13 protein-coding genes and 1 pseudogene are annotated in these 14,622 nt (G+C 62.4%); 3 read left to right on the top strand and 11 right to left on the bottom strand.

Annotated features, from left to right (window positions below; translation table 11 throughout):
* Positions 1–2,807: ATP-binding protein (locus NP3_RS39940; RefSeq protein WP_218025027.1), on the top strand; the 2,807-nt coding region annotated here is incomplete at its 5' end.
* 226 nt (positions 2,808–3,033) lie between these two features.
* Here NP3_RS39940 and NP3_RS39935 read toward each other — a convergent pair.
* From NP3_RS39935 to NP3_RS39905, 7 genes and pseudogenes are all read right to left on the bottom strand, one after another.
* On the bottom strand, positions 3,034–3,840 hold the full coding sequence (locus NP3_RS39935) for a hypothetical protein (protein ID WP_063046898.1): 807 nt from the start codon (positions 3,838–3,840) through the stop codon (positions 3,034–3,036).
* The gene (locus NP3_RS39930) at positions 3,837–5,078 is read right to left on the bottom strand and encodes a WXG100 family type VII secretion target (protein ID WP_063046897.1); all 1,242 of its coding nucleotides are present in this window, start codon (positions 5,076–5,078) and stop codon (positions 3,837–3,839) included. The genes NP3_RS39935 and NP3_RS39930 overlap by 4 nt, the downstream gene beginning before the upstream one ends.
* Before the next feature lie 18 nt (positions 5,079–5,096).
* On the bottom strand, positions 5,097–5,411 hold the full coding sequence (locus NP3_RS39925) for a hypothetical protein (protein ID WP_063046896.1): 315 nt from the start codon (positions 5,409–5,411) through the stop codon (positions 5,097–5,099).
* A 314-nt stretch (positions 5,412–5,725) separates the two neighbouring features.
* Positions 5,726–6,619 carry a hypothetical protein gene (locus tag NP3_RS39920; protein WP_063046895.1) on the bottom strand — a complete coding sequence of 298 codons (894 nt, stop codon included), beginning with the start codon at positions 6,617–6,619 and terminating at the stop codon, positions 5,726–5,728.
* A gap of 50 nt (positions 6,620–6,669) precedes the next feature.
* Positions 6,670–9,870 carry a type I restriction endonuclease subunit R gene (locus tag NP3_RS39915; RefSeq protein WP_063046894.1) on the bottom strand — a complete coding sequence of 1,067 codons (3,201 nt, stop codon included), beginning with the start codon at positions 9,868–9,870 and terminating at the stop codon, positions 6,670–6,672.
* Positions 9,870–11,036 (bottom strand): restriction endonuclease subunit S domain-containing protein, encoded by a 1,167-nt coding sequence (locus tag NP3_RS39910; RefSeq protein WP_157124866.1) that lies wholly within the window; start codon positions 11,034–11,036, stop codon positions 9,870–9,872. The genes NP3_RS39915 and NP3_RS39910 overlap by 1 nt, the downstream gene beginning before the upstream one ends.
* Positions 11,029–11,535: pseudogene (locus NP3_RS39905) on the bottom strand (N-6 DNA methylase); the annotation flags it as partial. The gene NP3_RS39910 and the pseudogene NP3_RS39905, both read right to left, overlap by 8 nt.
* Positions 11,536–11,869: 334 nt before the next feature.
* On the opposite strand from NP3_RS39905, the gene NP3_RS39900 reads away from it, so the two are divergent.
* Together NP3_RS39900 and NP3_RS39895 are read left to right on the top strand one after the other, a co-directional pair.
* The gene (locus tag NP3_RS39900; protein ID WP_063046891.1) at positions 11,870–12,523 is read left to right on the top strand and encodes a Uma2 family endonuclease; all 654 of its coding nucleotides are present in this window, start codon (positions 11,870–11,872) and stop codon (positions 12,521–12,523) included.
* A 93-nt stretch (positions 12,524–12,616) separates the two neighbouring features.
* Positions 12,617–13,180, top strand: a complete 564-nt coding sequence (locus NP3_RS39895; protein ID WP_063046890.1) for a DUF3916 domain-containing protein — start codon at positions 12,617–12,619, stop codon at positions 13,178–13,180.
* Between the two features lie 125 nt (positions 13,181–13,305).
* Here NP3_RS39895 and NP3_RS39890 read toward each other — a convergent pair whose 3' ends face one another.
* From NP3_RS39890 to rplN, 4 genes are all read right to left on the bottom strand, one after another.
* Positions 13,306–13,491 (bottom strand): type Z 30S ribosomal protein S14, encoded by a 186-nt coding sequence (locus tag NP3_RS39890; RefSeq protein ID WP_062983162.1) that lies wholly within the window; start codon positions 13,489–13,491, stop codon positions 13,306–13,308.
* 4 nt (positions 13,492–13,495) lie between these two features.
* Positions 13,496–14,059, bottom strand: a complete 564-nt coding sequence (gene rplE, locus NP3_RS39885) for a 50S ribosomal protein L5 (RefSeq protein WP_062983164.1) — start codon at positions 14,057–14,059, stop codon at positions 13,496–13,498.
* A gap of 1 nt (position 14,060) precedes the next feature.
* Positions 14,061–14,378 (bottom strand): 50S ribosomal protein L24, encoded by a 318-nt coding sequence (gene rplX, locus NP3_RS39880; RefSeq protein WP_062983172.1) that lies wholly within the window; start codon positions 14,376–14,378, stop codon positions 14,061–14,063.
* Between the two features lies 1 nt (position 14,379).
* The coding region (gene rplN / locus NP3_RS39875; protein ID WP_063046889.1) for a 50S ribosomal protein L14 at positions 14,380–14,622 on the bottom strand (243 nt) is incomplete at its 5' end.

Raw genomic sequence — 14,622 nt, 5'->3', positions numbered from 1 at the left:
TCCGGGTCCGGCCCCTTACACTCACCCGCGTGCAGGATTGTCTCGCGACCGCGTTCGTGGGTCGCGAAGCCGAAGTAGCAACTCTGACGGCACTCGGACGGCGTGTGGTCGCCGGTCACGGGTGCGTTGTTCTGATCGAGGGCGAGCCGGGGATCGGCAAATCGGCGCTGTTGGAAGCGGCGCGAAATCCATTGGCGGCAGCGGGCCTGCACATCCGTGTCGGTGCGGCCGAGGAGTTGCGGCAGGGTGTGCCGTTCGCCGGAGTGTGCTCCTGGCTGAACGACACGGGCACGACATCTCCGATCGACGCGTTACGCAGCGGAGATCGCGTGGGCGATGTGGCGGCGACCCATGAACTCGCGATCGCCGAGGCGATTCTGGACCAGATCGACAGCTGGTGCGCGGCGGGCCCGATTGCCCTGGTCATGGACGATGCGCACTGGGCGGATCGTTCGAGCTCGGCGCTGTTGCACCGGCTCTGCACCCTCGTCGATGAGCTGCCGCTGCTGCTGGTGCTCGCGGCCCGGCCACTTCCGCACGATCCGGACTTCGCCGCACTGTCGGCCGAACTGGTCGCACGGCAGGCCCCGATGCTGCGGCTCGGCGCGCTGCCCGACACGGATGCCGCGGAACTGGTGCGTCATCTGGTCGGTGCCGAACCGGGGCCTCGGTTGTTGGAAAAGGTGGCCGAGGCCGGTGGGAATCCACTGCATGTCACGGAATTGGTGGCCGCTTTGGTGCGCGACGGGGCGATCAGGGTGATCGCCGACACTGCCGATCCGGCAGGCGCCGCTGTCGCGAACCCGTCCGCGTCGTTGGCCGAGGCGATTACGCAGCGGCTGGACTTCCTTTCCCGTCCGACGCGGGATGTGCTGCCGATGGCCGCGGCCCTCGGTCCGACCATTGATGTCGCGGACCTGGCGGTGGTGTTGAAGATCCCAATTCTGGATGCCTGGAGCGCCGTCACCGAGGCGCTGGACGGCGGGCTGCTCATCCGCGTCGACTCCGAGTTGGTGTTTCGGCACGACCTGATCCGGCGTGCGCTGGCCGATCGACTGCCTGCCTCACTGCGGTCGGACCTGCTCCAGCAGGCCGGACAGGCGCTCCAGTCGACCGAAGCACCGATTGAGCGGGTTGCCTATTACATGTGGGTCGCGGATCGCGAACTGGATAGGACCAGTCTCGATTGGCTGATCAGTGTCGCCGACAAGCTGATCGTTCGCGCGCCCGAACTGGCGAAACGATTGTTGAGCCGCGTCGCCGCCGCGCCGGATCTCGACGCTGGAATGCGTTCGGTACTGATCCGACTGAGAATTCATGCCCTGCTCTGGGATGGGAACGCCACCGAGGCCGAATCGGTGGCGCGTGAGGCACTGCTCACACAGCCGGACATCGAGTTTCACTGGCTGCTCGCCCAGATCTTTCAGGCCCAGGCCCGATTGACCGATGCCGTCGCGCTGGCCGAGGAGGTGCTGTCCACTAGGGAACTCGACGCCGAGGACGCCGCCCGTTTTCTCGGCATGTCCGGACTCGGCAATTTCTTCCTCGAGCGGTTCGCCGCGGCCGAGCGGGCCGGTCGGCAGGCCGTGACACTCGGCGAGAGCACCGGGAACCGGCTGGCCACCGGGTACGGGCTCACGGCGGTGGGCGCGGTGCGCTACACCCAGGGCCATCTCGACGAAGCGCTGGACCTGAGCGCGCGCATCCCGGCCCTCTTCGATGACGGAACCGGACCCGACCAATTCGATCCGTACGCCCTCTACGCCCATTGCCTGATCGAACTCGATCGGCTGAGCGACGCCGAGGAGGTTTTGCAGACGGCCATCGGGCGCAACCGCCGCTTCCGTGGCGTCTACTTGTCCTCGAACCTGGTGGCCAAGGCGCGGATGTATCTGGTGGGCGGGCGCTGGGACGACGCGCTGGCCGAGTGCACGGCGAGTATGCAAACGCCCGATGTACTCGGGTACGCAACAGTCGCGCACACCGTCGCCGCGCTCATCGGAATTCGCCGCGGCACCTTTCTGCCGGACCCCGACGGCCTGCCCGCGCCGGACGATCGCCCCGGCAATATCGGCTACGCGCATTTGCATCCATGGGTCAAGGCACTCACACACGAAGCCCGTGGCCGCCCCGACCTGGCACTGGAACTACTCGTCGACACACACAATCGCCTTGCCGACGGATTAGCCTCTGCCACACTGCATTACATCTATCCGGACATCGCGCGCTTGGCGGCGGAAACCGGCGAGGCGCACGCAGCCCGGGCCGTGGTGGCCAGCGCGGATCTGCTTTCGAGCCGACAACCGACGGCATCACGAACCGGAACGGCCCTGCTGTGCCGTGGTCTCGCCGACTCCGATCCTGACGTACTCCGCACGGCAGCAAGCGCTTTCCGGCAATCGGGCCGCCCATTATTCGAAGCCCAAGCGCACGAAAACGCCGCCGTACTCCTCGCCGCAGCAGGACGCGTCCCCGAGTCCCGCAACGCCCTGGACGCCGCGGTCGAACTGTATTCCGGCCTCGGCGCATCCTGGGATTGCGCCCGCGCGGTAGCCCGAGTGCGACCATACGGAATCCGCCGCGGCGTCCGCGGCCCCCGCAACCGCCCCAAATCCGGCTGGGCCGCCCTCACCGACACCGAACGCAAGGTCGCCACCCAAGTCGCCGAAGGCCTCTCCAACACCGACATCGCCGCCCAAATGTTCTTGTCCCGCAGGACAATTCAATCCCACGTGTCAAATATCCTCGCCAAACTGGACCTGCACTCGCGCCGGGAAATCCCCACCGCCATGCCCCAATCCCACTGACTCCGGCGTGAGCGTGCCGCATACTTTCGAAGCCCTCGCAGAGCCAATGAGCATCCCGCAGAGCTCACAAACTCTGCGAGGTTGACGCTGGTTGTGTGGCAGCGCCAGGGCTTCCATCTGGTCGATGCCCAACCGGATTGCGTCGGACTGCTTGTCCGGCAGGCGTTTGCCGCAGGAGCGAAGTGCGTGGGCGCGACCGTAGAGTCCAAATCGCAGTACCGAACGGCTACTTGGGTGGTGTGGGGTCCGACAAAGTCGGATTCTTGGGCATTCCTGCGGTGGCGTCGACGCGCACTGCGGAACTGTAGATGCCCTGTGGCAGGAAGCCAGGGATGAAGCTGGCACGCTGGACCGCATCGCCATCGCGGAATACCAGGATGCTGCCCTGATGGGTGAACACCGGTTCCATTTCGACTGGGGCGCCGACGAACTCCTCTACGCGCGCACGGGTATTCGCGGTCAGGATGTACACGCGATCCCAGTCGCCGCCGGTTAGATCTCGCAACAGCGAAGTGCCCCGGGTCCGCACGAGTTCGCGCAATTTCGCCTCCAATTCGGTGTCCGCCACCAGATGCGGGCCGGTCGGTTCGGGCTCGTTGAACTCGAGATACTTCGGATAGCCGGGGGCAGTGAGCGTTACCGCTGCCGTATACACACCCGAAAGCAGCGGGACGTCCACCCACACCGCTCGTTGCAGCTCAACGCCTTTCATGAACACCAATACGCTCGCGCCTCGGCGGTCGAAGGTGTCCTCCATCGGCACCGGCGCACCCACCTCGCGCTCCACCTGATCCCGGCCTAGCACTTCCTGCTGATAGATGTGCACCCGATCCCAGTCACCACCGGCGAGCTCACCCAGCGACGCGGTTCCACCACTGTGCCACAACTCGTTCAACCGAGTGGACAGCTCCCGGTCCTGTTCGAGCCGCGCCTGCCACGGCTTGCCGATACCGAACACCAGCAACCCGGCCACAACCAAGACGGGAAGGGCCACCAGAACCAATCCCCACAGCACCTTGCCGCCTAATTTCACCAATACGTTCCGTTCTTCGGCTTTCCGGGACTGCCCTCGGGATCGTGACCGCCCTGCGCAGGCGGCTCCTTATCGGTCTGCCCCGTATACCCGAGCGGGACTTGATTGCTGTACATCAGTTTGTTGTCCGGACCCGGCCCGACCACCACCGTCTGGCCGTCGAGCACGGCCTTCTTAACTAGCGCGTACAGCTCCGTATTCGAAGCGTGTGGATTCTGCATGGCGATTCGGCGGCCGACCTCGTTGTTGTACAGGTCCATCGCCTCCGCGCTGGCATGAGTTTTCGCTGGATCATCGATGCGCTCGTGCGCGGTCGTGAACGCCTTGGTCCAATCCTCCCCGAACTCCTTGGTCAGCATCGCGTTCCAATAGGCGTGCCGGAAGGCATCGGCATGCCCATCACCGACGCCGCCGTCGCGAAGCTCTCCCTTGAATACCTCCTTGCCCCCGTCGGAAGCCAATTCCTCGATGGCATATGCCGCAGCGACCCCATGCAGATTCAGCCGCGAAAGCATGTCCGCCTCACCGGCGGTCATCTCCTTCGGATCGATCCCCATCGAGCTGAGCAACTTCCCGATCGCACTGTCCGGGTCGGCCGGAAACATAACCGTCCCGTTCGGATCGGGCGTCACGTTGTATTTCGCCAGCAGCTGCTCATGCAACGACGGCGGCCCCGCTCCCGGCCCACGACTCTTCAGATCCGTGATCTCGGTCGGATCAACGGTGAAGTTCCCCGCAGACGTCGGCGCGAACTGGCGCAACTCCCCGATCACCGCCTTGATCTGCGGCGCCCACTTCTCCATTGCGGTACCGATCTGATCGGCTTGGGCCTTCAGGCTGGTGGTGTCGTTTGTTGCGCGCTCTTTGTCGCCACCCTCCGGCGCATGAACCGTCCAATCCTGGTCCACCGTGAAGCCGTCGGCCATCAACTGCAGCGCGGTCGCCGTCAAGAACGAGACCGCGTAGGACATGTCGTTGTACGCCTTGGTGGACAGCTCACCGAGCCGCCCGTACGCGTCTGCCACCTTCCGCACATCCTGATACTCGTGGTCCGCACGAGTGGTCGCGCCCTGACGCGCCGCGCCCGACCAGTCCAAGTCATCGATCTGACGGCGCAAGGTATCGGCGGTTTCGTTGAGCCCCTGCTCGATTCCCTCGGCCCGCGTCGCCAAAGCCTGCAGCGCCGAAACATCCAGCGACTGCCCTCCGGCACCGGAATAGCTGATGAGGTCGTCCAACCGCGGCCTCCACACGAGCTACTTACCGTCCTTGATCAGATCGCCCATCCCAGCCAGGTAGAAACCCAACTCCGCATCGCTGTCGTGAAAGTTCTTCGCCGTCACATAAAGCAGGTGCGCGATCCAGTAGTAACGGTTCTGCACCACATTCTTCACTTGACTACTCGCCTCATCGGCATCGGCGAGCGCCGCAGCCATCGGTGAATCCCGCATAGCCTTCACACAATCAGCCGCATACAAATGCGGCACCCTTTTCGTGTCTTTGACGTCATCACCAAGGAACGCCAGGGCCCGACCACAATCGGTCAACGTCACCGCATCGACCTTCAGCACCACAGTCCCCCTTCGCACTATCGAGCCTGGTGTGACCGTACCCGGTGCGAAGCAGCGCTGCAGGGACGGGATGCCTGTCGGCGGGATGCCCGGCCAGATCCGGTGGGGCGTCGGCCCTTCCCTTCGGCCGAGAATCGAAAGCCCTTCGACTACAACGGTACTGGGTACACGGCGGTGCCAGACTGGGACACGGGGTCCGGGTTGCACCCGATGCAACTGAGACGTGCAAGGGCACAGCCCAGCGGAGCCATGCCCTTGTTCGCTTACGCGGGTGCGCTCGAGGAGGGCACAAGCTCACCAAGTGATGGCTGGACTTACCAATACCGTCCCGCACCCGGCGGGCCGATCATGATGTCGCGCGGGTCCTGTTCGATTACCGCTACCTCGAAGTCATTCACCGCAGCCCCTTGCGGGATCCGTTCGTCACCATTGTTATCGAAGGTGATGTCGCGCAGCCACATAGTCGTGGTGAGGCTCCACTGTGCCATCTCCTCCACAACCATCTCGACCGGGCGGCAGTGCTGGCAATCCTCGGAGGCCGATTCGTCGCCAGACTCGTCGTACGCGTCCGCGTGCGCCTCGCACGACTCAAATTCAGTCTGGTACATGTACCCTGCCGACATCAGGAATCCGCTTGGCGGCCAATCGAGTTCGATCCATTCGCCCGGCTCCAAGCCTGCCTGTTCGACAGCCTTTTCCAACGCCCACTTCTTGTCAGCGTCAGTCCAGTTCACGATGGGCTCAAGAGCGAGGTCCTCGATCGGATCAACACCGGAATAAGCCGGGCAGTCACCAGCACGGTCGATATCCACATGTGACTCTGCGGCTCGCCGCCTCCAGAATTCGGCGGTCGCGGCACCGGCATCCACGCTCTCGAAATCAGTACGCGGAGTGAACTCGGCTTCCAGGTAAGCCCAGGCATTGTACCGTTCATGAACGGCGCGGGCCGGTATTCGCCCGATGATCTCGCTCTTGATCACTCGGTCCTCGGCCTCGGCGTACGCGGCCAGAGCGGCCCGCACCACGTTGACGCCCATTTCGCCGACTGTGCGGTTGTCCCGCTTGTCCCAAATTTCACCCGCGATCCGTTCCGCCTCCTCCACCAGCCGCCATGTGAAAGCGTGGCGGGCGGCATCATCCGCGAGATCCGGATCGTGAAGGTACTGCTCCTGAACGGACTCCAGGACCCGCAGCAGTCTTGCGTACATCGCTCTCCCCCTTCGATTCATCTGCGCCAAACCGACCGCATCACAGATCATTACATCTGTTCTTCGCGGACCTGCGCATAGTGCGGAGCCAACGCTTCCATCTGATCGATGACCAATCTGATCGCCTCGGGCTGCTTGTCCGGCGGGTACCGGTGCTTGATCAGCAAGCGTTTGACGGAGGAGCGGAGTTTGGCGCGGACGTCGTCGCGAACGGTCCAGTCGGTCTTCACGTCGCGGCGCATGATGTCGACGAGTTGCCGGGCGATGTTGCCGAGCACGTCGTCGCCCATTTCGAGGACCGCGGACTCGTTGTCGCTCACGGCGTCGTAGAAAGCGAGTTCGTCCTCGGACAGAGCGGGGGTAAACCGTTGGCCGCGGTCACGTTCGGACGCGGCCTCGCGGGCCAGTGCGATCAGTTCGGCGATGACCTCGGCGGAGGTGAGCTGCTGGTTGGTGTAGCGGTTCATAAGTTCGCGGATACGTTCGGAGAAGGCGCGCTGCCGGACCAGGTTGTGCCGGGTGCTGCGCCGCACCTCCTCGGTGAGTACCGCGCGCAACGCCTCGATCGCCAGGTGCGGGTTCTCTGCTTCGCGTGCCCTCGCCTCGAATTCGGGAGTCAGGTCGGTAAGGGAGGGTTTCGGGATGCCCGCGGCGGCGTAGATGTCGATGATGTTGCCCGAGCCGGTAGATTCCGCGACGAGGTTGGCCAGAAGACGCTGGATTTCGGCGGGTACCGGCCTGCCCTCGGCCCGGCGAGTCTCGGCATCACACTTCGCGTTCCAGATGCGGACCTCTTCGTAGAACCTGGCTGTGGGCTGGTAATTGGAGAGCTGGGTAGAACCCGAGCTCACGGCCCAGGAACGGGCGAGTTGGTTGGCGAGCTTGCGGAACCGGGTGATGAGTTTGTCGTCTTCGTCCTCGACCTGGTTGCCCGGGGTGCGGGGCGAGCGCAGATACTCGGTGAGCCCGGTGACGGCCCTGATCCAATCCCGTTTGCCGCCGGTGAGTTTCGACCGCCACGGGTAGCCCTTGCACAGCAGATCGAGTGATTCCAGCAGTTGGATCGTCAGCGCCGCGATCTCTTCGGTGTTCTGCCCGAAGGGTCGATGCTCGCGGTCGGTGACCGTGTACTCCGCCAGCGCCTTCTCCAGGTTGTCAGCCAACGGCGCGTAGGCGACCACGAGACCATCCTGTTTGCCCTCGAAAGTCCGGTTCACACGGGCGAGGGTCTGCATGAGCAGTGCGCCCTTCAGCGGCCGATCCAGATACAGGGTGTGCAGCGGCGGGGCGTCGAAGCCGGTGAGCATCATGGACTGGACGATCACCAGCTGGAGCGCGTCGTCGGGGTCTTTGAGCCTGGCTTGGATCTTTTTGTTCTCGCTCTCGCGACGAACGTGCTTGGCAACAGCGCCTTGGTCTTTCGCGGACCCTGTATAGACGACCTTGATCACGCCCTCGTTCACCGCATCGGAATGCCAGTCAGGTTCGATTTCGGTGATGTAGCCGTAGAGGTCGGCGCAGATCTCGCGGGTACCGCCTACGATCATGGCTTTGCCTGGGCCGCCGATGAATTCGACCATCGCCTGGCGGCGGTTCTTCCAGTGGGCGACGATGTCGACGGCCACCTTGTACAACCGGGCGGGCGCACCGTAGATCGCGTTGATGACCGCTACCGAGCTTTCGATCTTGGCGCGTTCGACGTCGTCTAGTCCGACGACGGCGTCGTCGGCAGCGTTATCGATGTCGGCGTCGGAAACGCCTTCTACAACACGCACTTCCGGCAAGCGCGGCTCGAATATCACCCGGACGGTGGCGCCGTCGTCCACGGCGCGCGTGAGGTCGTAGACGTCGATGTAGTCGCCGAATTGCGCGCGAGTGTTGCGGTCGTCGAACGAGATCGGGGTGCCGGTGAAGGCGATGAGTGTCGCGCTGGGCAGCGCGTCGCGCAGGTGCTTGGCGTAGCCGTCGAGGTTGTCGTAGTGACTGCGGTGTGCCTCGTCGACGATAACGATCACGTTGCGGCGGTCGGTGAGCAGCGGGTGGTCCAGGCCCGCTTGCTTCTCCATCTTGGACAGTCCGAACTTCTGCAAGGTGGTGAAGTAGATTCCGCCGGTGGTGCGCTCGCTCAGCGCCGTGCGCAATTCGGCGCGGGTGGTGATCTGTTTCGGCTTCTCGCCGAGAAGCAATGATTTGTCGAACGTCTGGAACAGCTGACCATCCAGCTCCGTGCGGTCGGTGACGACGACGAGGGTCGGATTCTTCAGGCGTGGCTGCTTGCTCACCAGATGCGCGTACAACTCCATCTCCATGGACTTGCCCGAACCCTGGGTATGCCAGACGACACCAGCTTTTCCGTTGCTCTCCGAAGCGGTCACCGTACAGCCGACGGCCTTCGTGACGGCAAAGTACTGGTGCGGCTTGGCGATTCGCTTCACCAAGCCGTCACCGGTGGAGTCGAAGGCGACGAAATTCTGGCGGATCTGCAGAAACCGCTCCGAGTGCAGGACGCCGGAGATCAGGAACTCGAGCTGCACTCCGATGTGGTCCTCGTCGCGCGCCTCCCCAAACCGCACCGGCTTGCCGTCTTCATCGACGTTCCACGGTGCGTAATGGTTCAACGGAGTGAACGGAGTGCCATAACGCGCGGTAATGCCGTCACTGATCACGGTGAGAACCGCGAACCGGAACGCCATTGGAAACTCGCGCAGGTAGGTGCCGAGTTGGGCGTGCGCCGACGCCAGATCGGCCTGCGCCGAACCCGCCTTCTTCAATTCGATGATGCCGACCGGCATTCCGTTGAGATAGAGCACGATATCGAACCGGCGCGTCGATTCCCGCGACCGCACGGTCACCTGGCTCACGGCGAGGAGTTCATTGTCCTCCACCCGAGGACCGACCAGCCGGATCGTCGGATTCTGCTCGACCCCTTGATGATCGACAAAGCTGAGCCCGCGATAACCCTCGGTGAGGATCGTGTGCAAACGCTGGTTTTCAGTGAGGGGGTCCTGCGATTTCCACGCGAGGATATCTGCCCGCGCCTGCTCCAGGAACTCCGGCGGCACCTTGGGGTTCAACGCCCGCATTCTAGTCAGCATGCGGGCGGGGAGGACGATGTCGTCCCACGCAACCCGGCCGTCCGCCATGCCTGGAGCGATCTCCGTGCCCCGTAAGGGTTCCCACTCGTTCTGAGCGAGTTCCTCGAGCGCCAACTCCTCCCACTCGGCCTCACTGAAACCAGCGTTCTCGATCATCAGGCGATCTTTTCTACTATCTGCTCGGCATCTCTGACGCGGAGTTTTCCGGCCATGAGATGGGGGAGGAGTTCATCACGGGTTCTAGTAAGCTGCAAGTTCTCACACTCGGCGGCAAGGGCACGCGACCAAAGCCCGGTCATTAGATCATTCAGGCCCTTAATGGACTCGGTCGACGGTATCGCAACGAGCTCATCCAAGTGTTTGCGTTGAATGTGCCCCATCGTCGTTGCCTTATCAGCAGCGATGGCCTTGAACTGGGCGAGCATGGAAAGAATCGCCTGGTTTATCATCCACAGATGGCTCCCCTCAGCAGGAATAACCTTGAAAATATGCTGATTAATGATAGCTTCCGACCGATACCACCTCGCAACCGTCAATGACCCCGACCAAGCGAAGAGCAGGTCGCCTTGCCGAGCAACATGATCATCGTGAACTTCGATATCGTTGTACACCGTCGACGCGCCTATGCCAGAATTAAGCTCCGCAATCCTGATCACAACCCTGCCAGTACCACTCGCATCCTTGGTGAACGCCTTACCGTTTACAAATCGCGCCATCGAAGATAGTGGAACTCGATCGCCCATCGCCGATTCTCGCAACCAAACGGCATGCGCCAACTCGTCGGACTTTACAATTATCTGATTGTTGGCTGCAATCTTGTCCTCAAGCGCCCCCAACACCTCTACCAGGGCCAGCCTTTCAATATTCGGTAGCGGGACCTTGAATGCGAAGAAGTCCTCCCGGGACAAACCCATCGTAGTGGTACCGGTAGCATGATTCCTGCAGTACTCGCGATATTCGGGCGTACGTAGAATCCAATAAAGGTACGTAGTGGACACCCGCCCATCAACTAGATCGAGCCGGACCGTGTCTTGCGTCAGACGACCAGCGGGTGAGTCAACAGGAAGCATAGCTACCGAACCAAGAATATCCGCAGTTTGCGTTACATCCTTCAATGAAGCATATAACTCACCTGGCTGCACAAGAAGAATTTCGGGCGAGTCTCCGCCATAGGTTTTCAGTCCATTCTTCTTAAACCCGCCATGACGGCTGATCGAACCCAATCCAAGCAGAATTGGACCCGGGTATCCCAGCAACGCACTCTTGTAGGTTGTACCCCGCTGAATAGACACTAAGTCACCCAGTCGTACAGTGCTAGACATCCAGCCTCCCCATCAACGTGCGCACTAACTCTTCCAATTGCGCGGATTCATCGAATGAGGACAACAAATCTCGCCTAAGCCTAGCAATTTTTTCGTCAATTAGTTCGATATCGTCGACAGTTCCTGCACTGCCAACGAATCGTCCCGGCGTGAGCGTGTATCCCGCAGCCTTGACGTCATCGATCGTGACAGACTTGCAGAATCCCGGCACATCCTCATATGTCAACTGTTTCCGCGCCGCCGAATCGGTCCCCTTCCACGCATGATAAGTGTCGGCAATCCGGGAAATGTCCTCGTCGCTCAACGCCCGCTCGGCCCGATCCAACATGTACCCGAGTTGCCGCGCATCAATGAACAGCAACTCTCCTCGCCGATCAATCGCCCCCTGCTCCCCTGTCGACTTGTCCCTGGCTAAGAACCATATGCACACCGGGATTCCGGTGGATCGGAACAGTTGAGTCGGCATCGCGACCATGCAGGATACGAGGTCAGCTTCCACCCGCGTTTATCATTCGCGCGCTGGTCAATGGTCGGGGGTGCATGGTGACCGTGCTCGGCTATGCGGTTGCGGCCGGTCTGCCGTTGCTGGTGATCGTTGCGGCGATTTGGTGGCCATACGACAGGGGTGGCGAGTAGGGACACTCCGGCGTGAGCGTGCCGCATACTTTCGAGCCCTCGCAGACCCAATGAGCATCCCGCACAGCTCACAAACTCTGCGACGTTGACGCGGGCTCCGCGGGAACGCTGTTGGTGGCTGGGCTGGCACAGCAAGCCGGGTGTCGTGTACCCCGATCAGCCAGCGGATTGTCGATCTGCCCAGCTAGCATGGCATTATGTCGCGTCCGCGGATCGAACGTCCCGATCTCCCCGAGTACATGACGTGGGACGAGCTCGAGCAATTGCCCGAGGAGATCGCCGGGCAAATCGAGCTATGGGAGGGTCGGGTGGTCTGGCTGCGGCGCGGGCCTGCGGAGCACCAGGCTTTCACGTTCGCATTCACCAGCGCGCTGAAGCGCTGTGCCCACAAAGGCATGTCCGAACAGCCGGAGCACTGTTGGCGCGTCGACTTCGAGACCAATGTTTTCTTCGGGGCATCAGGCAAGTCGGACTTCATGACACCCGACTTTCTTGCCTACCGCTGCCTGGACAAGCCCTACCAGGACATCAGAGCAAAGGACGCGTTGCTCGTCGGTGAAGTCCTGTCGCCGTCGAACACGCAGACCGACATGGAGGCCAAAAAGTCTCGCTACGCGCGAGCTGGCATCCCTTGGTATTGGGAAGTCACTTTAGAGCGTGAGAAGAGCGCGATCTCGGTCGTGCACGCCTATGCGCTGGAAACCACACATGGCAAGCTCCCCCCTGGTGTACACCCGCTCTACTCTGCCAATTACCTGCTGACCGGCTCGTGGACGCCGAAGGACTCCGACGCGATCACCACGAAATTCCCCTTCCCCATCCACATCCCCTGGTCCGAACTCGAATTCTGAACCGCGGCAAGCGAATCGACAACATCGAAACCGGTTGGCCAGCAGGTGCGGGCCAAGTCCGCCCCCGGCCGCTCGTCGGCGTAGGTTGCGCTCATGCGCCGCCTCGATCTGCAGCCGACGAAGAAGCTTCGCAATCCGAGGCGTCATCTGCGCCAACTCGCTCGATGGCCGGAGCGAATCGTTGAGCAGATTCCCGACTCGTCGAGCCTGGTCGACGAACGCTACTGGAACTTCAAGCTGCCAGCTGCCGAAAAACTGGTCGAGCCGCCGTATGCGACGAATGCGATCCGCAAGGCGTGTCTTGTCGCGCTTTTCGAGGCCGCCGAGGCGGTAGAGCACTCGGCACGACGCCCGGAAAACAGCCGTGTCGCCTGCCTCGTGACCACGCCGTTCCTGTTCAGCTCCGAAGTGACGATCTTTCTATCGGAAGACTATTTCCATAGCTTTCTCCCAGTGCCAGACGTTCAGCGCACCGACTATCGGGACGGATGGGTCGAAGCCTCGCCCGCTGACGCATCGCTACTGAATCCGATTCGCCCGCCTGAACCGAACGGTCTCGAATTCTTCGGCGGAACACGGTTGCTGCAATTCGACGAGGAGGGGTCCCATCACCTCATCGACAGCATCAATTGGGTCTGGGCGTTTCCGCGCCGATAAGGATCGCAGGCGCCCACCAGCCAGGAACGAATATGCGGGCACTGGAAACGCGCAAGGGCACGGCCTCCGGTGGAGGCCGTGCCCTTGTTCAGTTTCGTGCGGGTGCGCTCACAGGGAGCGCGAGCTCACCAGGAGCTCTTGTGCACGCCCGGGAGCTCACCGCGGTGCGCCATTTCGCGCAGGCACACGCGGCAGAGGCCGAACTTGCGGTACACCGCGTGCGGGCGGCCGCAGCGCTGGCAGCGGGTGTAGGCGCGAACGGCGAACTTCGGCTTGCTGTTGGCCTTGTTGACCAGTGCTTTCTTAGCCATGTGCTCAGTTCTCCTTGAACGGGAAGCCGAGGTGCTTGAGCAGGGCACGGCCTTCTTCGTTGTTGGTCGCCGTGGTCACCACGGTGATGTCCATACCGCGCGGGCGGTCGATGGAGTCCACGTCGATCTCGTGGAACATCGACTGCTCGCTGAGGCCGAACGTGTAGTTGCCGTTGCCGTCGAACTGCTTCGGCGACAGACCGCGGAAGTCGCGGATACGGGGCAGCGCGATGGAGACCAGGCGGTCCAGGAACTCCCACATGCGGTCGCCGCGCAGGGTGACCTTCGCGCCGATCGGCATGCCCTCACGCAGCTTGAACTGCGCGATCGACTTGGTGGCCTTGCGGATCTCGGGCTTCTGACCGGTGATCAGTTCCAGGTCCCGGACCGCGCCGTTGATGAGCTTGGCGTCGCGCGCGGCGTCACCGACACCCATGTTCACGACGACCTTGACCACGCCCGGGATCTGCATCACGTTGGCGTAGTTGAACTCGCTGTTCAGCGCGTCCTTGATCTCGGCACGGTAGCGCGCCTTCAGACGCGGCTGAGTCTTCTCAGAGGTGGTCATGTCAGATGTCCTTCCCGTTCTTACGGGAGATCCGGACCCGCTTGCCGCTCTCCTCGTCCGTCCGGTAGCCGACGCGGGTCGGCTTGCCGTCGGAGTCGACGACCATCACGTTGGACACGTGGATCGGAGCTTCCTGGGTCACGATGCCGCCCGAGGAGGCACCACGCTGGTTGGTGGAGTTGGCAACGTGCTTCTTGATCCGGTTCACGCCCTCGACCAGGACCCGGTTCTCCTTCGGGTAGGCCTGGATGACCTTGCCCTTTGCGCCCTTGTCCTTACCCGAGATGACGAGCACCGTGTCGCCCTTGTGCACCTTCATGTCAGAGCACCTCCGGAGCCAGCGAAACGATCTTCATGAACTTCTTCTCGCGCAGCTCGCGGCCGACCGGGCCGAAGATACGAGTGCCACGCGGGTCGTTGTCCGCCTTGATCAGCACGGCCGCGTTCTCGTCGAACTTGATGTACGAACCGTCCGGGCGACGACGCTCCTTGACGGTGCGCACGACGACGGCCTTGACGACCTCGCCCTTCTTGACGTTGCCGCCGGGAACAGCGTCCTTGAC

The sequence above is a fragment of the Nocardia pseudovaccinii NBRC 100343 genome (assembly GCF_001613225.1).
Classification (GTDB): domain Bacteria; phylum Actinomycetota; class Actinomycetes; order Mycobacteriales; family Mycobacteriaceae; genus Nocardia; species Nocardia pseudovaccinii.
The sequence above is the reverse complement of the archived record's forward strand: the minus strand, read 5'-3'. Positions and strand labels throughout refer to the sequence as shown.

What these genes read in the sequence shown, in the direction of transcription:
- NP3_RS39920 (WP_063046895.1), bottom strand. Translation starts at nt 6,619, where the DNA reads ATGTACGCAAGACTGCTGCGGGTCCTGGAGTCCGTTCAGGAGCAGTAC.
- NP3_RS39915 (WP_063046894.1), bottom strand. Translation starts at nt 9,870, where the DNA reads ATGATCGAGAACGCTGGTTTCAGTGAGGCCGAGTGGGAGGAGTTGGCG.
- NP3_RS39910 (WP_157124866.1), bottom strand. Translation starts at nt 11,036, where the DNA reads ATGTCTAGCACTGTACGACTGGGTGACTTAGTGTCTATTCAGCGGGGT.
- NP3_RS39900 (WP_063046891.1), top strand. Translation starts at nt 11,870, where the DNA reads ATGTCGCGTCCGCGGATCGAACGTCCCGATCTCCCCGAGTACATGACG.
- NP3_RS39895 (WP_063046890.1), top strand. Translation starts at nt 12,617, where the DNA reads ATGCGCCGCCTCGATCTGCAGCCGACGAAGAAGCTTCGCAATCCGAGG.
- NP3_RS39890 (WP_062983162.1), bottom strand. Translation starts at nt 13,491, where the DNA reads ATGGCTAAGAAAGCACTGGTCAACAAGGCCAACAGCAAGCCGAAGTTC.
- rplE (WP_062983164.1), bottom strand. Translation starts at nt 14,059, where the DNA reads ATGACCACCTCTGAGAAGACTCAGCCGCGTCTGAAGGCGCGCTACCGT.
- rplX (WP_062983172.1), bottom strand. Translation starts at nt 14,378, where the DNA reads ATGAAGGTGCACAAGGGCGACACGGTGCTCGTCATCTCGGGTAAGGAC.